16 protein-coding genes and 1 riboswitch are annotated in these 15,580 nt (G+C 69.1%); of the genes, 4 read left to right on the top strand and 12 right to left on the bottom strand.

What is annotated here, in order from left to right:
• Positions 1-3 precede the first annotated feature (3 nt).
• Positions 4-1,701 (bottom strand): PPE family protein, encoded by a 1,698-nt coding sequence (locus tag CYU59_RS01655; protein ID WP_292975120.1) that lies wholly within the window; start codon positions 1,699-1,701, stop codon positions 4-6.
• Positions 1,702-1,778: 77 nt separating this feature from the next.
• Positions 1,779-1,967: riboswitch (cobalamin riboswitch) on the bottom strand.
• A 65-nt stretch (positions 1,968-2,032) separates the two neighbouring features.
• Between CYU59_RS01655 and CYU59_RS01650 the strand changes: the two genes are divergently transcribed.
• Entirely contained in the window at positions 2,033-2,431 is a 399-nt protein-coding gene (locus tag CYU59_RS01650; RefSeq protein WP_292975119.1) for a hypothetical protein, read from the top strand.
• On the top strand, positions 2,428-2,928 hold the full coding sequence (locus CYU59_RS01645; RefSeq protein WP_292975117.1) for a GNAT family N-acetyltransferase: 501 nt from the start codon (positions 2,428-2,430) through the stop codon (positions 2,926-2,928). Before CYU59_RS01650 ends, CYU59_RS01645 begins: the two co-directional genes overlap by 4 nt.
• On the opposite strand, the gene CYU59_RS01640 is transcribed toward CYU59_RS01645, so the two are convergent.
• Entirely contained in the window at positions 2,925-3,830 is a 906-nt protein-coding gene (locus tag CYU59_RS01640) for a class I SAM-dependent methyltransferase (RefSeq protein ID WP_292975115.1), read from the bottom strand. The genes CYU59_RS01645 and CYU59_RS01640 overlap by 4 nt on opposite strands.
• A gap of 131 nt (positions 3,831-3,961) precedes the next feature.
• Between CYU59_RS01640 and CYU59_RS01635 the strand changes: the two genes are divergently transcribed.
• Together CYU59_RS01635 and CYU59_RS01630 are read left to right on the top strand one after the other, a co-directional pair.
• Positions 3,962-4,249, top strand: a complete 288-nt coding sequence (locus tag CYU59_RS01635; protein ID WP_292975113.1) for a hypothetical protein — start codon at positions 3,962-3,964, stop codon at positions 4,247-4,249.
• Positions 4,250-4,335: 86 nt separating this feature from the next.
• Positions 4,336-4,989 (top strand): cation transporter, encoded by a 654-nt coding sequence (locus tag CYU59_RS01630; protein ID WP_292975309.1) that lies wholly within the window; start codon positions 4,336-4,338, stop codon positions 4,987-4,989.
• A gap of 5 nt (positions 4,990-4,994) precedes the next feature.
• On the opposite strand, the gene CYU59_RS01625 is transcribed toward CYU59_RS01630, so the two are convergent.
• The 10 genes from CYU59_RS01625 to CYU59_RS01580 all read right to left on the bottom strand — a co-directional run bounded on the left by CYU59_RS01625 (position 4,995) and on the right by CYU59_RS01580 (position 15,549).
• Entirely contained in the window at positions 4,995-5,552 is a 558-nt protein-coding gene (locus tag CYU59_RS01625) for a hypothetical protein (protein ID WP_292975111.1), read from the bottom strand.
• 1 nt (position 5,553) lies between these two features.
• The gene (locus tag CYU59_RS01620) at positions 5,554-6,981 is read right to left on the bottom strand and encodes an ATP-binding cassette domain-containing protein (RefSeq protein WP_292975109.1); all 1,428 of its coding nucleotides are present in this window, start codon (positions 6,979-6,981) and stop codon (positions 5,554-5,556) included.
• Positions 6,978-8,036: an iron ABC transporter permease gene (locus CYU59_RS01615; protein WP_292975107.1), complete on the bottom strand. Its 1,059-nt coding sequence runs from the start codon at positions 8,034-8,036 to the stop codon at positions 6,978-6,980. Before CYU59_RS01615 ends, CYU59_RS01620 begins: the two co-directional genes overlap by 4 nt.
• Positions 8,033-9,178 carry an ABC transporter substrate-binding protein gene (locus CYU59_RS01610; protein WP_292975105.1) on the bottom strand — a complete coding sequence of 382 codons (1,146 nt, stop codon included), beginning with the start codon at positions 9,176-9,178 and terminating at the stop codon, positions 8,033-8,035. The genes CYU59_RS01615 and CYU59_RS01610 overlap by 4 nt, the downstream gene beginning before the upstream one ends.
• 185 nt (positions 9,179-9,363) lie before the next feature.
• Positions 9,364-9,738, bottom strand: a complete 375-nt coding sequence (locus CYU59_RS01605) for a DUF5073 family protein (RefSeq protein ID WP_292975103.1) — start codon at positions 9,736-9,738, stop codon at positions 9,364-9,366.
• A complete protein-coding gene (locus tag CYU59_RS01600) occupies positions 9,738-10,526 on the bottom strand; it encodes a heavy metal-binding domain-containing protein (RefSeq protein ID WP_292975101.1) in 789 nt (262 codons plus the stop codon). Before CYU59_RS01600 ends, CYU59_RS01605 begins: the two co-directional genes overlap by 1 nt.
• A gap of 79 nt (positions 10,527-10,605) precedes the next feature.
• Positions 10,606-12,714, bottom strand: coding sequence for a manganese-exporting P-type ATPase CtpC (gene ctpC, locus CYU59_RS01595; RefSeq protein ID WP_292975306.1), 2,109 nt, complete (start codon positions 12,712-12,714; stop codon positions 10,606-10,608).
• A gap of 109 nt (positions 12,715-12,823) precedes the next feature.
• Entirely contained in the window at positions 12,824-13,108 is a 285-nt protein-coding gene (locus tag CYU59_RS01590) for a DUF1490 family protein (RefSeq protein WP_292975099.1), read from the bottom strand.
• Positions 13,109-13,297: 189 nt separating this feature from the next.
• Positions 13,298-14,014, bottom strand: a complete 717-nt coding sequence (locus CYU59_RS01585) for a TIGR03089 family protein (RefSeq protein WP_292975097.1) — start codon at positions 14,012-14,014, stop codon at positions 13,298-13,300.
• A 71-nt stretch (positions 14,015-14,085) separates the two neighbouring features.
• Positions 14,086-15,549, bottom strand: coding sequence for an LCP family protein (locus tag CYU59_RS01580; RefSeq protein ID WP_292975095.1), 1,464 nt, complete (start codon positions 15,547-15,549; stop codon positions 14,086-14,088).
• Positions 15,550-15,580 lie beyond the last annotated feature (31 nt).

The following is a 15,580-nucleotide window of genomic DNA, read 5'->3' as shown; positions in this document are numbered from 1 at the left end:
GTCTCAGTCCAGCTCGGGGTCCCAGGTGCCCGGCAGCATCGGGACGGTCGAGTCGGCGCCGAACTGGTCGCGGGTCAACGTGGCCAGCCCGGCCGGTTCGGCACTGCCCGCACGCGCCGCGCTACCGGCGAACCCGAGACGACCGCCGTCGAGATCCGAGGCCGTCACGTCGGGCTCCAAGTCCATGTATTCGTAGCCACGCCCGATCATGGTGGCCTGTGCGCGGCGTCGCCGCCGCACCGGCTGCGGCTCGTCGACGGCCGTTGCCGCCAAAGGAATTTCGGCGACGTCGGCCGCCGCGTTTCGGCCGCGTTTGGTGGCCCCGGCCGCGCGCTGGGCACCCAGACCCAGGTCGCCGACCATGTACATGTATCCCGGCATCGTCACCGCCACCGGCGGTCCCGCCGGGGTGGGCGGCGGGGGAGGAGGCGCGGGTGCCGCCGGGGCATGGGCCAGCGTCACCGGTGCCGGCGTCGGCGTCAGCGGGGCGGGTGCCGGGGTCGGCGGCGGAGGGGGAGCCAGCGCGACCGCCGGGGTCAGCGCCGGCACGACCGTGGCCGGCGCCAGCCCGGCCAGGCCCGCCAGGCCCGCCAGACCGGCCGCGCCCAGCGGTGCGGCGGCCAACGGCAGCAGCGACGCCGTCGCCAGCGGCAGCAGGGCGGGCAGCGTCAAGAGCAGCGGCTCCAGGATGTAATGCAGCACCTGGATGGTGTTGCCGATGGTGGACCCGACGATCTCCACCAGGGCCAGCGGAACCACCAGGATCAGGGCCTGCGGGTTGACCGCGGCGGTGTAGACGATGGCCAGCAGGTCGTCGACGATGACCATGCCGGTGAAGGCGATGTAGGACCCGGGGTCGAGCGGCACCGACAGCACATAGGCGAGGCTGAACGGGTTGAGGTAACTCAGCGGGTTTCCGGTGTAGGCCAGCCACGACCCGGGCACCCCGATCGGCGGCAACCACGACGGGTCCAGACCCTGTAACCACGCCCCGATCGGGTCGTTGACGCCGGTGTAGCCGATCTGATTGAAGAAGTCCAAAAGCTGCTGATAGAGCGGGAAGTCGCCGGTGTTCGGGTAGGGCGGCTGTGGGAACAGGCCTTCCAGATAGCTCTGCAGTTGCTCGAACCAGGCGGGCGGCGCCGTCGGGTCGGTGGCCGCCGCGGCCTTGACGATCGTCGGCGCCGGCTGTGCCGGCGGTGCGGCGGCGACACTCGCTCCCGCAACGCCCTCGTACGTGCCCATCACGGTGGCGGCCTGCACCCACATCCGGGCGTAGTCGGCCTCGGTGAGCGCGATCGGGATGGTGTTGATGCCAAAGAAATTCGTCGCCGTCAGCACCGCGTGGGTGGCGTGATTGGCCGCCAGTTCACCGAGGGTGGGCATGGCGGCCAGCGCCGCGGTGTAGGCCGCGGCCGCGGTCTCCTGCTCGGCGGCCATCGCGGCGCTGTTCGCGCTCTGTTGCAGCAGCCACTCCAGATATGGCGCATGCGCGGCCGCGTAGCTTTCCGCACTCGGGCCTTCCCATCCGGCCTGCGCCGCACCCAGCGCCGCGGTCAATTCGTCCGCGGCCTCGGAGTATTCAGTGCTCAGGCCGGTCCAGGCCGACGCGGCCGCCAGCAGCGATCCCGGCCCCGGGCCGCTGCTCAGCAGCGTCGAATGCACTTCCGGGGGTGAGGCGATCCAGATCGGCGCGGTCACGGCCGGCCGTCGGAAACTTGAAACGACAACGCACGCAGCGCCATGAGGGACTCTCGCTCCCGGGGTCGACCGCCCCGTGTTGCAGGACGCGATGACGTGAGTCTCCTGGCTCTCGGATCGCTGCTTGCCTCGCCTTCCGACCGTGGCCGTGGCTGGTGAGGGTCGCTCCCCGATGACAGTGGCGGGACCGCGCCGGATTCGCACCGGCTTCCTCTGTCGTCATCGCCTAACGGAAGAATTTTGCCACACCAGGTCAAACGTCGCTTTCGAACCGTCGGCGCGTCATTCACATCGGTTCCCGGGGAGCGAATCCGAACTGTACGGTGACCGCATGACGGGCAATCCGCGCGAGGCCGTGCGCAATCAGCTGTTGCTGGACGCGCTCAGCGGCCCGGTCGATCTCAACGCGGTCGATTGGCTTGTCAAGCATCACCATTCGTCCGCCTCGCCGCACGACGTGCAGGCCGAGGCCCTGGACGCGATCCGCGAATGGGTCGGCGAGGGGCTGTTCCGCCTCGGCGAGCCCACGGGCAAGTCGAGACGGTTTGCCGCCTGGCATCATTCGCTCGAGCATTCGCTGCACAAGATCTCGCACGCCTACATCAAGCGCTACGACGATCCCGAGAAGTGGATGTACTCGGTGTGGTTGGCGCTGACGGCAAAGGGTGAACTGCTGGCTCGCTCGATCGAGGACAAGAACATCGACGGGTACCGGTCGCCGGCGACGTGAGCTCGCCCCGGATCCGGCTCGCCACCGCCGACGATCTGGTGCGCGTCCGTGAGATCGTCAACCACTACATCGAGCGGTCGGTGTTTAATTTCCGGACCGAGCCGCAAAGCCTCGACGAGGTGCGCGCGACATGGGAGAAACTGCACCGGCGGTTCCCGTGGCTGGTGGCCGAGATCGACGACCGCGTCATCGGAGCGGCCTACGCGGGCCCATGGAACGAACGCGCGGCCTACCAGTGGACCGCCGAAGTCACCGTCTACATCGATGAGTCGGCGCATCGTCTCGGGGTTGGCGACGCGCTCTACACCGAGTTACTGGACCAACTGCGCCGCAACGGATTTCACAGTGCTGTCGCGGTGATCGCGTTGCCGAACGATCCGAGTGTGCGATTGCACGAGCGGCACGGCTTCGAGCACGTCGGCCATCTTCACGAGGCGGGGTTCAAACACGACGCCTGGCACGACGTCGGCTTCTGGCAGTGCCGGCTGGCGCGTTAGCTGGCGACGAGTTGCGCTGTGCAGTAATAGTTTTCGGTCTGGTCGTCATTGCGCTGCGGCGCGGGCAGTCCGGCATCGGCCAGTAGCCGGCTGGACCGGTGCCTCGTGGTCTGCCAGCCGCGTTCGTCCAGGTAGGGCGCCACGTCGTGACGTTCGCCGCTGTACCAGAGGTCGTCGAGGCGAGCGTCGAGGCCGTGCTGGTACCACTTCTCCGACGACGCGTGCATGACTTCCAGCGACTCCGGCGAACTCAGAAAGATCTCGACGACCAGTCGGCTGCCCGGTGCGCTGTGCTCGGTGATGTTGTCCAGCAATCGATCCTGGGCCTCGGGCGGCAGGAACGCCAACAGGCCCTCGGCGACCCATACGGTGGGCAGCTGGGCGTCGAACCCCGCCTGCGCCAGCGCCGCCGGCCAATCGTCGCGCAGATCGATCGGCACCGCGCGCAGATCCACCGTCGGCTGGGCGCCGGCCGCGGCCAGCGTCGCGGTCTTGAAATCCGTCACCTGCTGCTGATCGATCTCGAACACCACCGTCTGCGCGGGCCAGGACAACCGGTAGCCCCGGGCGTCGAGGCCGGAAGCCAGGATGACGACCTGGCGGATGCCGGATGTCGTCGCGTCGGTGATGAACTGGTCGATCAGCCGGGTACGCACCGCCAGCAGGTCGGTCATCGGCTGCATGCCCCACGGGTGGCCCGGGATGTCGACCTCGTCGCCACTGATCTCACCAGTCGCCCAGCGGGTGAAGAAGTCGACGCCGACCGCGCGAACCAGCGGCTCGGCAAACGGATCGTCGATCAGCCCCGCCCGGGTGGCTCTACCCCTGCCCGCGGCGACCATCGTGGCGGTGGCGCCCACGCTCGTGGCCAGATCCCAGGTGTCGTTCTCCGCACGTGCCATGTCTGCCAGGGTAGCCAGCCGATGCTGGGAGTTACCTTGCGACGGGAGGCCGCAATTCAGCGACATCACTTAACGCAGCGGCCAATTGCCATTCACTCTTCCGGGACCGGGGCCGCATAAGGTACCGCGTTATGAGTGCTCCTTCACCCGTGCCCCCGTCGGGGTTGTCCGCCGGCACCTGGTCCGCGCCGCGCTGGGAGACCACATTCATCAGCGTCACGAACGCGACCCTGCAGGTCGTCATCGACGAGGCCGACCGCGCTCTCAACGCCCACGGGTCCGAAGGCTGGGAGGTGGTGAACTCCTCGGTGCAGCGGGTCCAGGTTTCGCACCACTTCGCCGGCTATGACAAGGGCGGCGAGTTCTACTTCGAGTGGAGCATCGTCTGCACCCTGAAGCGACCCTTACCGCCTTCTTGACGGCCAGGCTGGTTCGCCCCCGGCGCGCGTTGACCTAACATCGCTGGGTGACCGAATCCCGTCCGACGAGCGATCAGGCCGGCCTGGTGGTCGACGCCTGCTGCGCCGAGACCGGGCACGGACACGGACCGACGCACGACTCCCGGTGGCGGCGCGGCGCGCAATGGGCCTACCGGCTGGCCTGGGTGAGCATGGTCGCGATGCTCACCGAAGGCGTGGTCGGGCTGTGGCAGGGCCTGTCGGTCGGCTCGATCGCGTTGACGGGTTGGGCGCTGGGCAGCCTGCCCGAAGCGCTGGCCAGCGCGATGGTGGCCTGGCGGTTCTCCGGGTCGAGGACGGCTTCGGCGACCGCCGAGCGCCGCGCCCAAGTCGGCGTCGCCTGGTCGTTCTGGCTGACCGCGCCCTACATCGCCGCGGAGTCCGTCCACCACATCCTCGAGCGGCACGACGCCGAGACCTCGGTCGTCGGCATCGTGTTGACCGCTGCCTCGCTGGTGCTGATGCCGATCCTGGGCCGGGCCAAGCATTCGCTGGCCGAGCGGCTGGGCTCGGCGGCCACCGCGGGCGAGGGCACCCAGAACTACCTGTGCGGCGCCCAAGCCGCCGCCGTCCTGGTCGGTCTGGCGGTGGCGGCGATCTGGCCGGGCGTCTGGTGGTTCGACCCGGCGATCGGTCTCGGTATCGCCGCGACGGCGATCTGGCAGGGCGTCAAGTCCTGGCGCGGCGAAGACTGCTGCTGACGTTCTCAGCCGTGCCGAAATCCCTTGCCGGAGCGGTCAAGTGGATCGGGTTCCAAGCCCAGGAACTTCGCCCGCAGGCGATCCCACAGCTCTAGCTGCGTCCAGTCGGGCTCGTCGCGCATCTGCTGGGTGTTGGTCAAAAACGGGCCGGGCAGCATCAACGTCATCAACTGGTCGTCACGGCCGTTGAACAGGCGCACCCCCCAGGAGGTGGGCGCCCCGTCGCTGCCGATGCGGCGGTACAACTCGGCGCGGGCGCAGCGACGGATCCGGCCGAGCTCGGGACCGCTGTCCTTGTGTTCGCCGATGCACAGGTGAAAGTGCCAGCGGCCGAAGTCGATCGTCGCGTACCCGTCGTACATCGAGATCCGCTTGGGTGGGTTGGGGGCAGCGACCTCCCAGGCGGCGCCCTCGACCAGGACGCCGAACCAGATGTCGTCCCAATACTCTTCGAAGCACAACGTGAGCAGGCTGAGCAGATTCTCCTCGTCGGTGGGCAGCGGCCAGACCTGCTCGCGGCCATTGTCTTCGGTGGTCTGGACCGCGGGACTGAAGTCGATCAACTCAACACCTTTCCGGCACCCGATCGAGGGCGCAGTCGCCACACAGCCCGCCTCCGGGCGTGCGGTAATACAAGCAGCAGCTGGTGCGGCGGTAGCCGTTATCGGCAAAAGAGACTGCTGCGCTCAACCTTTCGTCGCAGATGCGGCGGGCCAGTTGCCATCCCGACGTGGTCGCGCGATCGGAATCGAAGACCCGCGCGGCGCCGAGGAGCGCCGAGGCTGCGTTGCCGTGGAACAATCCCCGCGAGATCGGGCCGAGTCGCCGCAGCGCGGCCGCCAGCGGTTCGAGGTGCCGGTCGAGCACCAGGTCGGCCAGCGCGGTGTGCAGGTCGTCGCGCTGCTGAGTCGCCGGACGCTCGAGGTGTAACGCGATCTGGCCCTCGCTCTGCCGGTACAACAGCCGGTCAGGCGGCAGGTCGACGAGTAGCTGGTAGCCCGCGACCGCGCCCAGGCCGATCGACCACAGCCGCGCGGCGAAGCCCAGGAAAAACGTCGACGCCGCGACCCGCTGCTCGGTGACCCGCATTCGGGCTGCGACGCGGCCGACCACCTCGCCCAGCAGCGCGGTGTCGTCGTAGAGCTGTCGGACCGGCCGCCAGCCACTGGCCAATGGTCCGGTGCCCAGCGCGAAATACCCGCTGACGTCGCTCAGCTCGGCCAGCGCGGTGACCGCCGCCGGGTCGCTGGAAGGGGTGATTTCGCAACCGAATACGGCATTCAGCTGCCCGTCGCTGGTCAGCCGGCCGGGCGTGGTGTCGACCAGGGTGCCGTCGCATCCGAGTAGCCAGGCCCGATCGGCCTCACGCAGCGCCAGCTCGAGGTCGTGGGTGGACAGCACGATCGTCAGCCCCTGTTCGCGGGCCAGCCGGCGCAACATCGCGATCAAGCCGACGCGCGACGGCACGTCCAGGAACGCGGTCGGCTCGTCGAGCACCAGCACGTCCGGCTGCTGGGCCAGCGCGCGGGCGGTCAGCACGCGCTGCCGCTCGCCGTCGGACAGGTCGGCGGCTGGGCGGTCGGCGAGGTGACCGGCGCCGACCGCCGCCAGAGCCTGCTCGACGATGTCGTGGTCGTCGCGCGAGAGTCGGCCCGTCACACCGAGATACGGGATCCGGCCCAGCGCGGCCAGTTCGCGGGCCGACAGCAGCCCGGGGTCCACCGGGTCGGTGAGCACGACCGCCACCCGGCGGGCCAACCGGTCGGCCGCGACCCCGGCCAGGTCCGTCCCGTCCAGCGACACCTGCCCGCCCAGTGCGGGCTGCAGTCCGCACATCGTGCGGATCAGCGTCGACTTTCCGCACCCGTTGGGGCCGAGCAACACGGTGAGCTCGCCGCGGCCTGCCACCGCCGACAACCCCGCGGCGACGACGGTGGCCCGTCGCCTGCGGCGATAGCCGATCGTCAGATCGCGCAACTCCAGCACGCTCATTGCGGCATCCCCAGCCCGCGCCGGCTACGGACCAATACCGCGACCACGATCGGCGCCCCGATCAGCGCGGTCACCGCGTTGACCGGCAGGACCGCGTCACTGCCCGGCACCTGGCTGACGATGCCGCAGGCCAGCGCGATCGCCGAACCCATCAGCACCGCCGTCGGCAACACCGCCCGGTGGTCGGAGGTGCCGAGCGCGAGGCGGGTCAGGTGCGGCACCGCGAGCCCGAGGAAGGCGATCGGTCCGCAGAGCGCCGTGGTGGCCCCGGTCAGCAACGACGCCGAGGCGAGAGTGATCAGCCGGGCCCGGCGGACGTCGATTCCCATTGTGCGGGCGTAGTTTTCGCCGAGCAGCAGGGCGTTCAGTGCGCGCAGCGTGAATGCGGCCGCGGCCACCCCGGCCACGACGACCGGCAGCATGAGCCGAAGGTCACCCCAGGTGGTGCCGGCGAAACTGCCCAGCCCCCACATCAGGTACTGCTGGACCCGCAGCGGGTCGGCGTAGACCAGCAGCACGCTGACCACGGCGGTGGTGGCGGCGCTCACCATCACCCCGATCAGCAGCAGGGTCGCCGGCGAGCGCACCCACTGGGCCAGTGTCAGCACGACCGCGAGCACGGCCGCGGCGCCCACCGCGGCCGCGACGGTCACACCGATCCGGTCGTTGGTCAGGCCCGCGGTGAAGCCGGACCCGGTAGCGATCACCACGACCGCGACACCCAGTCCGGCGCCCGAACTGACGCCCAGTACGTAGGGGTCGGCCAGGCTGTTGCGGAACAGCGTCTGCATCTGCAGACCGGCGACGCCGAGGCCCGCACCGGCAGCAATCGCGGTGAGCACGCGGGGCAACCGGAGGCCGTGCACGATCACCTGCCACCGGGCATCCGAAGGCTGGGCGCCGACCAGGATGCGGGCAGTGTCGAGCAGCGGCACCCGCACCGGGCCCAGCGCGATTCCCAGCACGGTCAGCAGTACCACCGCGACGGCCAGTGCCGTCAGGACCACCGCGGTTCGGTTGAGCCGCAACGAGATCGACGATGCCACGGCCGTCATGGGCGTGCGAGCTTGCGGTAGAAGCTGAACTCGTGACGCGGCTCGAGGTCGGGGTGCAGGATCGCCACCAGATCGCCGAGCACCAGATCGGGCCGCGCCGGGCCGCGCTCCCAATAGTCGTTGCCCGCCTTGGTCGCCGACCAGACCTGACCGCTTCGGACCGCGGCGAGTTCGCCGTACCGGGAGTCGGCGGCCAGCGCGTCGCCGGTGGTCTTCCAGTCGTCGGCGACCAGCCACAGCGGGGCCTGCCCGGCTTTGGCGTACACGGACTCGAAATTCAGCTGCAGCGACCCGCTGCCGGCGTCGCCCGACCACGGGTAGCTGCCGCCGGCATCCACGATGAGGCGCCCGGCGTAGTCGCCACCTGACGGCATGAACCAGACACCCTGATACATGCCGCCGGGCAGTACTTCGACCGGTCGCGCGCCGGCGGATCTGCGGGCCACCGCGGCGTAGTCGTCGCGGAGCCGGGAGTAGACCTGTCCGGCTTTCTTCTCGGTCCCGGTCAGCGCGGCCAGCACTTTGATCCACTCCGCCCGCCCCAGCGGGGTCGCCTCCAGCCACTCGGCATCAGCGAGCACCGGCACTCCGCCGTCGCGCAGCTTGGGGTAACTCGGCTGGTCGATGCCGGCGGTCACCAGCACATCCGGATGGGCGGCGACCACACTCTCGGTGTCGATCTGGTTTCCGGGTGCGTAGCCGACCGTCTTGCCGCTGCTGATCCGTTGCCGCAGTTCGGGATTGACCACATCGGCAGTGGCGGCGACACCGGTGACCATGTCGGTGCGGCCGAGCTCGCTGATCATACCCAGCTGCGTGATCGACGCCGAGTACATGCTGACGACCGGTGTCGTGATCCGCTGTGCGCCAACCAGATCACCGGTCATCTCTGGCATGGGCGCGCCACAGCGCACCAGCACATAGGACTCCGGGTGACCGTGCGGATAGGGCTCTTTGACGGTCAGGACCTGGTAACTGTCGTGATAAGCCAGGCTGAAGTTGGTGGCATCGAGAACCGTCGACTTGTCCGGGAAATAGTCGACGCCCGGCCGGTACTGGGTGATGCAGTCCCGGTTCGGGAGTGCGCTGTGCTCCGGGGAGGTGCCGCAGGCGGCGGCCGCCATCGGCAGCCATGCGCTCACCGTGAGCGCCACCCAGAAACGGCGTGACCGCCAGCACTGTCGGGGTCGACCGCCCCGGGTTGGGTATTGCATTGCCGGGGCATTGTCGCATGTGGCGAGCGCACGGTCGCTTGCGCCGAGATCGACGTGAGCGTGCCGACACGCCGAGGAAGTCGACGCTGGCGTCGATCTCGGCGAACTGGGAATCAGCCCGTGCCGGCGCTGAGGGCGTCGACCGCCGCGTCGATGTTGGGGACGACGGTCGCACCGTGGCGGGCGGCCAATTGGCCGAGGGAACGGGCCAGATGCGGGCCGACCGCCTCGGCGAGCAACACTTCTTCGCCGATCACGACGCCGCCCACCACATGTGCCGCCTGCAGGCGGCCGTCGGCCGTCACCTCGTAGCGCCAGTCGCCGATCTGCAGCCGTGCCGGCTGCGACTTGAACATCCCGCGCCGGGCGGGGGTGTGCGTCACGCCCGGCAATCCGGCGAACACGTCGATCACCAGACCGATTCCACCCGGCCCGGTCAGCGCGCGGGCAACCGTAGCGCTCACTCGCTGCGCGTCGAATTCCACCATCAGTCGTTCATGGCGAGCACGAACTGCGGCGTGATGGTCTCGGGTGTGCCGATTTGCCGCACCGCCGTCCCGGCGGCGTAGAACTCCACCGTGTGATAGCCCCAGGCGTAGTTCTGGATGTTGAAGTGGACGCCGACGACTCCCCGCGCGCCGTCGCGCTCGGCTTCTCCTTGCATGCGCGACATGGCCAATTCGCGTGCTTCGTAATTTCCTTGCGTCCACTGCGGCATCTCGGTGTTGCGGCCCATCTGGCGCAGGGTCTGCAGAAAGCCTTGCGCGGCAATGTGAAACACGCAGTTGCCCATCACGAACGCCACCGGCGCCCAGCCCGACCGCAGCAGGGTGGCCAGATCCTGGCCCGACAGGTGGCTGGAGAAAGCCTGGCCGTTGCTACGCCGGAACGACCCGGGCTTGGCCGCGTAGCGCACCGCGGTTCCGACCGCGATGAACTCGAGGTGTTCGGCCTCGGCGCCGTGCTGGCGCCATTCCAGCCGCACGCCGACGACGCCGTCGGCGCCCAGCGCGTCGGCCTCGGCCTGCATGCGGGCCATCGCATTCCAGCGCGCCCGGTACGTCGCCTCGGTGAGCACCGGCAGCTCGGATTGCTGCCGGATGCCGGTGAACTGGTAGCCCACGTGGTAGACCGAGACGCCCATCACCAGGTCGAGCGGTTCGAAGCCGGCTCCGTGCAGCAGAGCGAATTCGTTGACCGACAGATCAGAGGTGAAGACCTTGTCGGCGTGCGAGAGCCGTTCGCTGGCAACGGGGTCGAGCGGGGTCGATGACACGGCAGCAACGTCCTTTCACCGATCGAGCCTTTCGCCGGTAGCGCACATCGTACGAGGCCGACGCCGGGCGCAGCGGCGTTCAGTCCAAGCGGTACCGAATCAACCGTGAACTGTTCGCGACGACAGCCACCGAGGACGCATTGTGCAGGATCGCCGCGAGCACCGGTGACAGGGCGCCGCCGGCGCCGATCAGCAACCCGGCGGCGTTGACGGCGATCGACATGCCGTAGTTCTGCCGGATCACCTCGACCGCACGGGCGCCCAGGTCACCGACGTCGAGCAGGCGCCGCAGATCGTCGTTGGCCAGTGCGACGTCCGCGGTTTCGACGGCAACGTCCGTTCCGGCCAGGCCCATCGCGATGCCGATGTCGGCCGCGGCCAGGGCCGGCGCGTCGTTGATGCCGTCGCCGACCATCCCGACGACGTAGCCCTCGTCCTGCAGTTGGCGCACCACCTCGAGCTTGTCCTCGGGCATCACCTCGGCGCGCCACTCGTCGATGCCGAGTTCGGCTGCGACGACCGCCGCGATCTCGGGGTGATCGCCGGTGAGCATCACGATGCGGCGAATCCCGTTGGTGCGCAACTGCTTGAGCACCTCCGGCGCTTCGCTACGCACCTCGTCGCGCAGGCTGATCAGCCCGACCAGCGTCTCGTCGACGGCGAGCAGCAGCGGGGTCTCGGCCTGGCGGCGCAACGTGTCGACCCAGTCGGCGGCCTCCTGGGAGACCGTGACGTTCTCGGCCCGTAGCAGCGACGGGCTGCCCAGCAGCAGCGTCCGGCCGTCGGCCCAGGTCCGCATGCCCAGCCCGACCAGCACCTCGCACTCCTCGTGCGGCGGGATGGTGATGCGGCGCTCTTCGGTGGAGCGGATCACCGCCTCGGCCAGCGGGTGCCGGGAGTGCAGCTCTGAGCTTGCCGCGTAGGCCAATACTTGCTCGGGCTGCCAATCATCGTGCAGGGCAATGATGTTCGTGACGACAGGGCGGCCCACCGTCAGCGTCCCGGTCTTGTCGAAGACGATCGCGTCGACCCGGCCGGCCTGCTCGAGGTGCGAGCCACCTTTGATCAGGATGCCGCGGCGGGCGCCGTTACCGATCGCGGCGCTGATCACCGTCGGGGTGGACAGCCCGACCGCGCACGGGCAGGCGATCAGCAGCATGGTCATCGCGCGCCGGACATCCCCGGTGAGTGCGAGTGTCACCGCGGAGACGATGAAGGAGATCGGCACGAAGCGGCGGGAGAAGTTCTCCCCGACGGTCTGGATGGGCGCCCGGTCGTGCTGGGCCTCCTCGACACGGGAGATGATGCGCCCGATCGTCGTCTGGTTGCCCACCGCGCGGGCGCGGATGACCAGCCTCCCGCGCAGCACCACCGATCCGGCGTGCACGGCGGAGCCGGCGACGATGCTGACCGGCAGGGTCTCACCGGTGATCGCAGACTGGTCGACCACTGCCTCGCCGTCGACCACTTCGCCGTCGACCGGGATCGCGACGTGGTCGTACACCACGACGTCATCGCCGATCTGCAACGTGTCGACGGGTACCTGGACCTCGGTGCCCTGCTGTTCGCCGTCGGCGATCAGCACCCACGCTGTGTCCGCGGTGCCCCGCAACAGATCCGAGATGGCCCGCCGGGTCCGGCGCAGGGTCAGATCTTGCAGGTACTCACCGATGTTCAGCAGCCACAGCACGGTGAGGGCGACGACGTTCTCGCGCAGCACCAGGCTGGCGACGGTTGCGGCGGTCACCAGCGCATCGGTACCCGCGCGGCCCGACCGCAGCGAGCGCAGTGCGCCGCGCAGGAACGGGTAGCCCATGAACAGCGTCGCGCCGGTCGCGACCAGTTGGCCCGATGGGCCCAGCAGCGGGGGACGGTTGAAGGCGTAGCGGCGAATGCCCAGCAGGGCCAGCGCGGCGCCACCGATGACCATCCGCAGCACCTCGGTGTTGCGGATATCCGAGGAGCGCGGTGTCCGCGCCGGAATGAGTTCCGCGCCAACGTGTTCGGCCTCGGCGATGGCCGCCAACACGTCCTGGCGCTCGCAGCGCTTGGGCGAATACCAGACGACGACGGAGCCGGTGTGCGGATAGGCGTGCACGGCCCGGACGCCGTGCTGGCGGTCTACGGCCTCTTCGACCGCGACCGCGCGCCGCGTATTGCCGCGCACCCACGGCACTTTGACCCGCATGCGCCCGGCGGCGTCGGACACGATTTGTAGATCGGTCGTCAACTCCGCAGACGACGCAGACGGCACGGCGCGATGGGGAGAAGGCGGAGCATCGAGCACAGCGGGCCGATCAGTGGTCGTGGTCGTGATCGTGATCGCCGATGGCGGGAGGCTGGGCCTCTTCGCCGATGCGCTCGCGGGCCTCGGCCACCACGTCGGCCAGCTTCAGCCGGGCGGACTCGGCGGCTTCCTCGGCTCGTCGGGTGCCGCGCAGGCTCCACTCCGTCGCGGAGACGGCAGCTTCGTGCAGTGGGGCCTTGGCCAGGGCTTTACGCAGGAGTTCGTAGGCGCTCACGCCCACGACGCCGGTTACCACCGTCCCCGCTGCTTTTCCGAATAGGCCTGACACCACCATCGCGAACGTCCTCCCGTTGTTTTCAGAGCGTGAGTTTATGCCCTGCCGACGACCGTAGCATCGTCATATAGCGATATCAACATGTATCGGCGGCGTGGCGGGTGGGCCGCGGCCGGCCGCGGTTCCGAGTGCCCGGCCAGCCGGGCGCTAGGTGGTGGACGCCCGGCTGGACGGGCGCTCGAGGCACACCTAGAGACTCCGGGTGACCTTCTCGGTCTCGGTCTTGCGGGCCAGCGCCGCCGGGTCGGGGTTGGCGACGTAGACCAGCGATCCGCCGACCGACAGCACGGTGAGCAGCCCGTCGACCACGTCGTCGGGCGTCTCCCAGGACGCCGTCGACAGCACCCGATCGCTGCCCGTCAAACCCTGTGCGGCCACGGCCTTTTGGCAGGCATCCAGCACCTGGTCGGCCGATCTGCCGTCGAACGCCGGCCCCGGGTTCGGCTCGGGGATGATCTGATCGCCGTGCACCCGTACCGCGGTCGCGTAGTCGGTCACGCCGATCGGCAGATCAGGCACCGATCGGCCGAAGGCGTCGAGCGACAGCACTGCGACCTCGCCGGCGCCGGTGGTGTCGGCCTCGTCGAGTCGGTCGGCGGTGCACAACGCGATATCGGCCTCGACGGCCGAGCCGAGCAGCACTTCCGCACCGATCCACCACGCCCCGAACAGCACCGCCGCCGTCTGCCAGTGCGCCGGCAGCAGCACCGCCACGCGACTCGACGGACCGGCGCCGAACTCGTCGCGCAACAGGTTGCCGGTCTTGGCCGCCCAGTTGAACAGCGTGACGGCGGACAACTCGATGCGCTCGCCGGTGGCGTCGTCGTAGTAGGTGATCCGCGGGCCGACCGGGTCGGCGCGCATCAACGGATCCAGGATCGCTGCGCTGAGGTTGGTGGATGGCACACCTCAGTACATCAGCTAGGTGCCACTCCTCCTCATCGCGCTGCGCGCTCTCCATCGTCGCCGGCACGAGATCAGTTGACGCACTCCGGGTGATCGGAACCGGCCGTCAGGATCGGCGACGGCGGGGGAGTGTCGGACCCCGCGGAGTCGGGGTGCGATGCCGCCGCCAGCTTGGGGCCGCCGTCGCTGAGGCCCGAACCCGGGCCGGTGTAGTCGCTGCTGAGCACCACCCGGACCGACCCCTGCGGGACCGAGGTGTTCGCGACGACGGGCAGACCGCCGAGTTCCTTCGCGATGGCCTGGGCGCCCATGTCATCGGCGCTCGCGGCCTGCACCTGGGTGTTCTTCACGTGTGCGGCGTCGTTGTTGCCGACCTTGCCGGTGCCGAAACCCTTGGTGCTCAACACTTGTGACACCGAGGAGGCGAGGCCGTTGATGTCGGTGTCGTTCAGCACGCTGGCGCTGGTCTTGTCCGGGGCGTAGGTGAGCTGCTCGGTCTTGCCCTTGGCCTGACCTTCCAGAAGTCCGGCGACCCAGCTCTGCACCTGATGCGGGTCGACCCGCACCACGCTGTGCATGCCGTCGTCACTCCAACCGGATTCGTCGAGCACCGGGATGGTGGCGAACGCGATCCGGCCGGCGGCCAGCTTCTGCAGCTGGTTCACGAAATCCATGATGTCCCAGCCGGAGGAGAGCACCACCGAGCGCTGGATGGCGGCCTGCAGCCGATTCATCGTCGCCGGGCTGGACAGCGTCTTACCGGAGATCACCTGGTGGGCCAGAGACGACATCACCACCTGCTGACGCACCACCCGGTCGAGATCGCCGCGGGGGAGTTCGTGACGCTGCCGGACGAAGCTCAGCGCCTGGGGGCCGTTGAGTTTCTGCGGGCCGGCCGGAAAGTCGGCCCCCGACATCGGTTCGAAGACAGGCTCTTTGAGGCAGACGTTGACGCCGCCGAGGGCGTCGGTGATCAGCGAGAAGCCGAGCAACCCGATCTCTGCGTAGTGGTCGACGGTGACGCCGGTGAGGTCGGCAACGGTCTTGATCAGGGCTTCGCGGCCCGCCTCGGTCCCTTCGCGTTCGGCCTCGTCCGGCGCGGCGCCCGATTCGACCAGGCTGACCCGCTTCTCTTCTTTGGTCTGGCCGTAGACGCCGTTGATCTTGGTCTTGCCCAGGCTGGGTGCGGAGACGTAGGTGTCGCGCGGAATCGAGATCGCAGTCGCGGACTTCCCGTTGTCGGGGATGCGGATCAGGATGATCGTGTCGGTGTTGCTGGCCACCTCGTCGCCCGCGCGCAGCGATGCGAGTTCCTCTTGGCTGAGCGGGTTGCCGTGGGCGTCGGTACGGCTGTCCATGCCGACCAGCAGGATGTCGAGCGCGCCGTCGTCGCCGCCGTGGCCCAGCGAGGGTGCGAAGACGTGGTAGATCCCGTCCTCGAAGGAGCGGACTTTGCTCCACGCCACCCCCGTCACGAGCACGACCAACACGGCCGTCACGGTCGCAATCACACGGGTCACCCGTTGCTCAGGCATCACAACAGATTACTTGCGTAACAGCCGTAAC

The organism is Mycobacterium sp., assembly GCF_002863225.1.
In the GTDB taxonomy this organism is placed as follows: Bacteria; Actinomycetota; Actinomycetes; order Mycobacteriales; family Mycobacteriaceae; genus Mycobacterium.
Note: the sequence above shows the minus strand (reverse complement) of the source record. Positions and strands in the feature narration are given on the sequence as shown.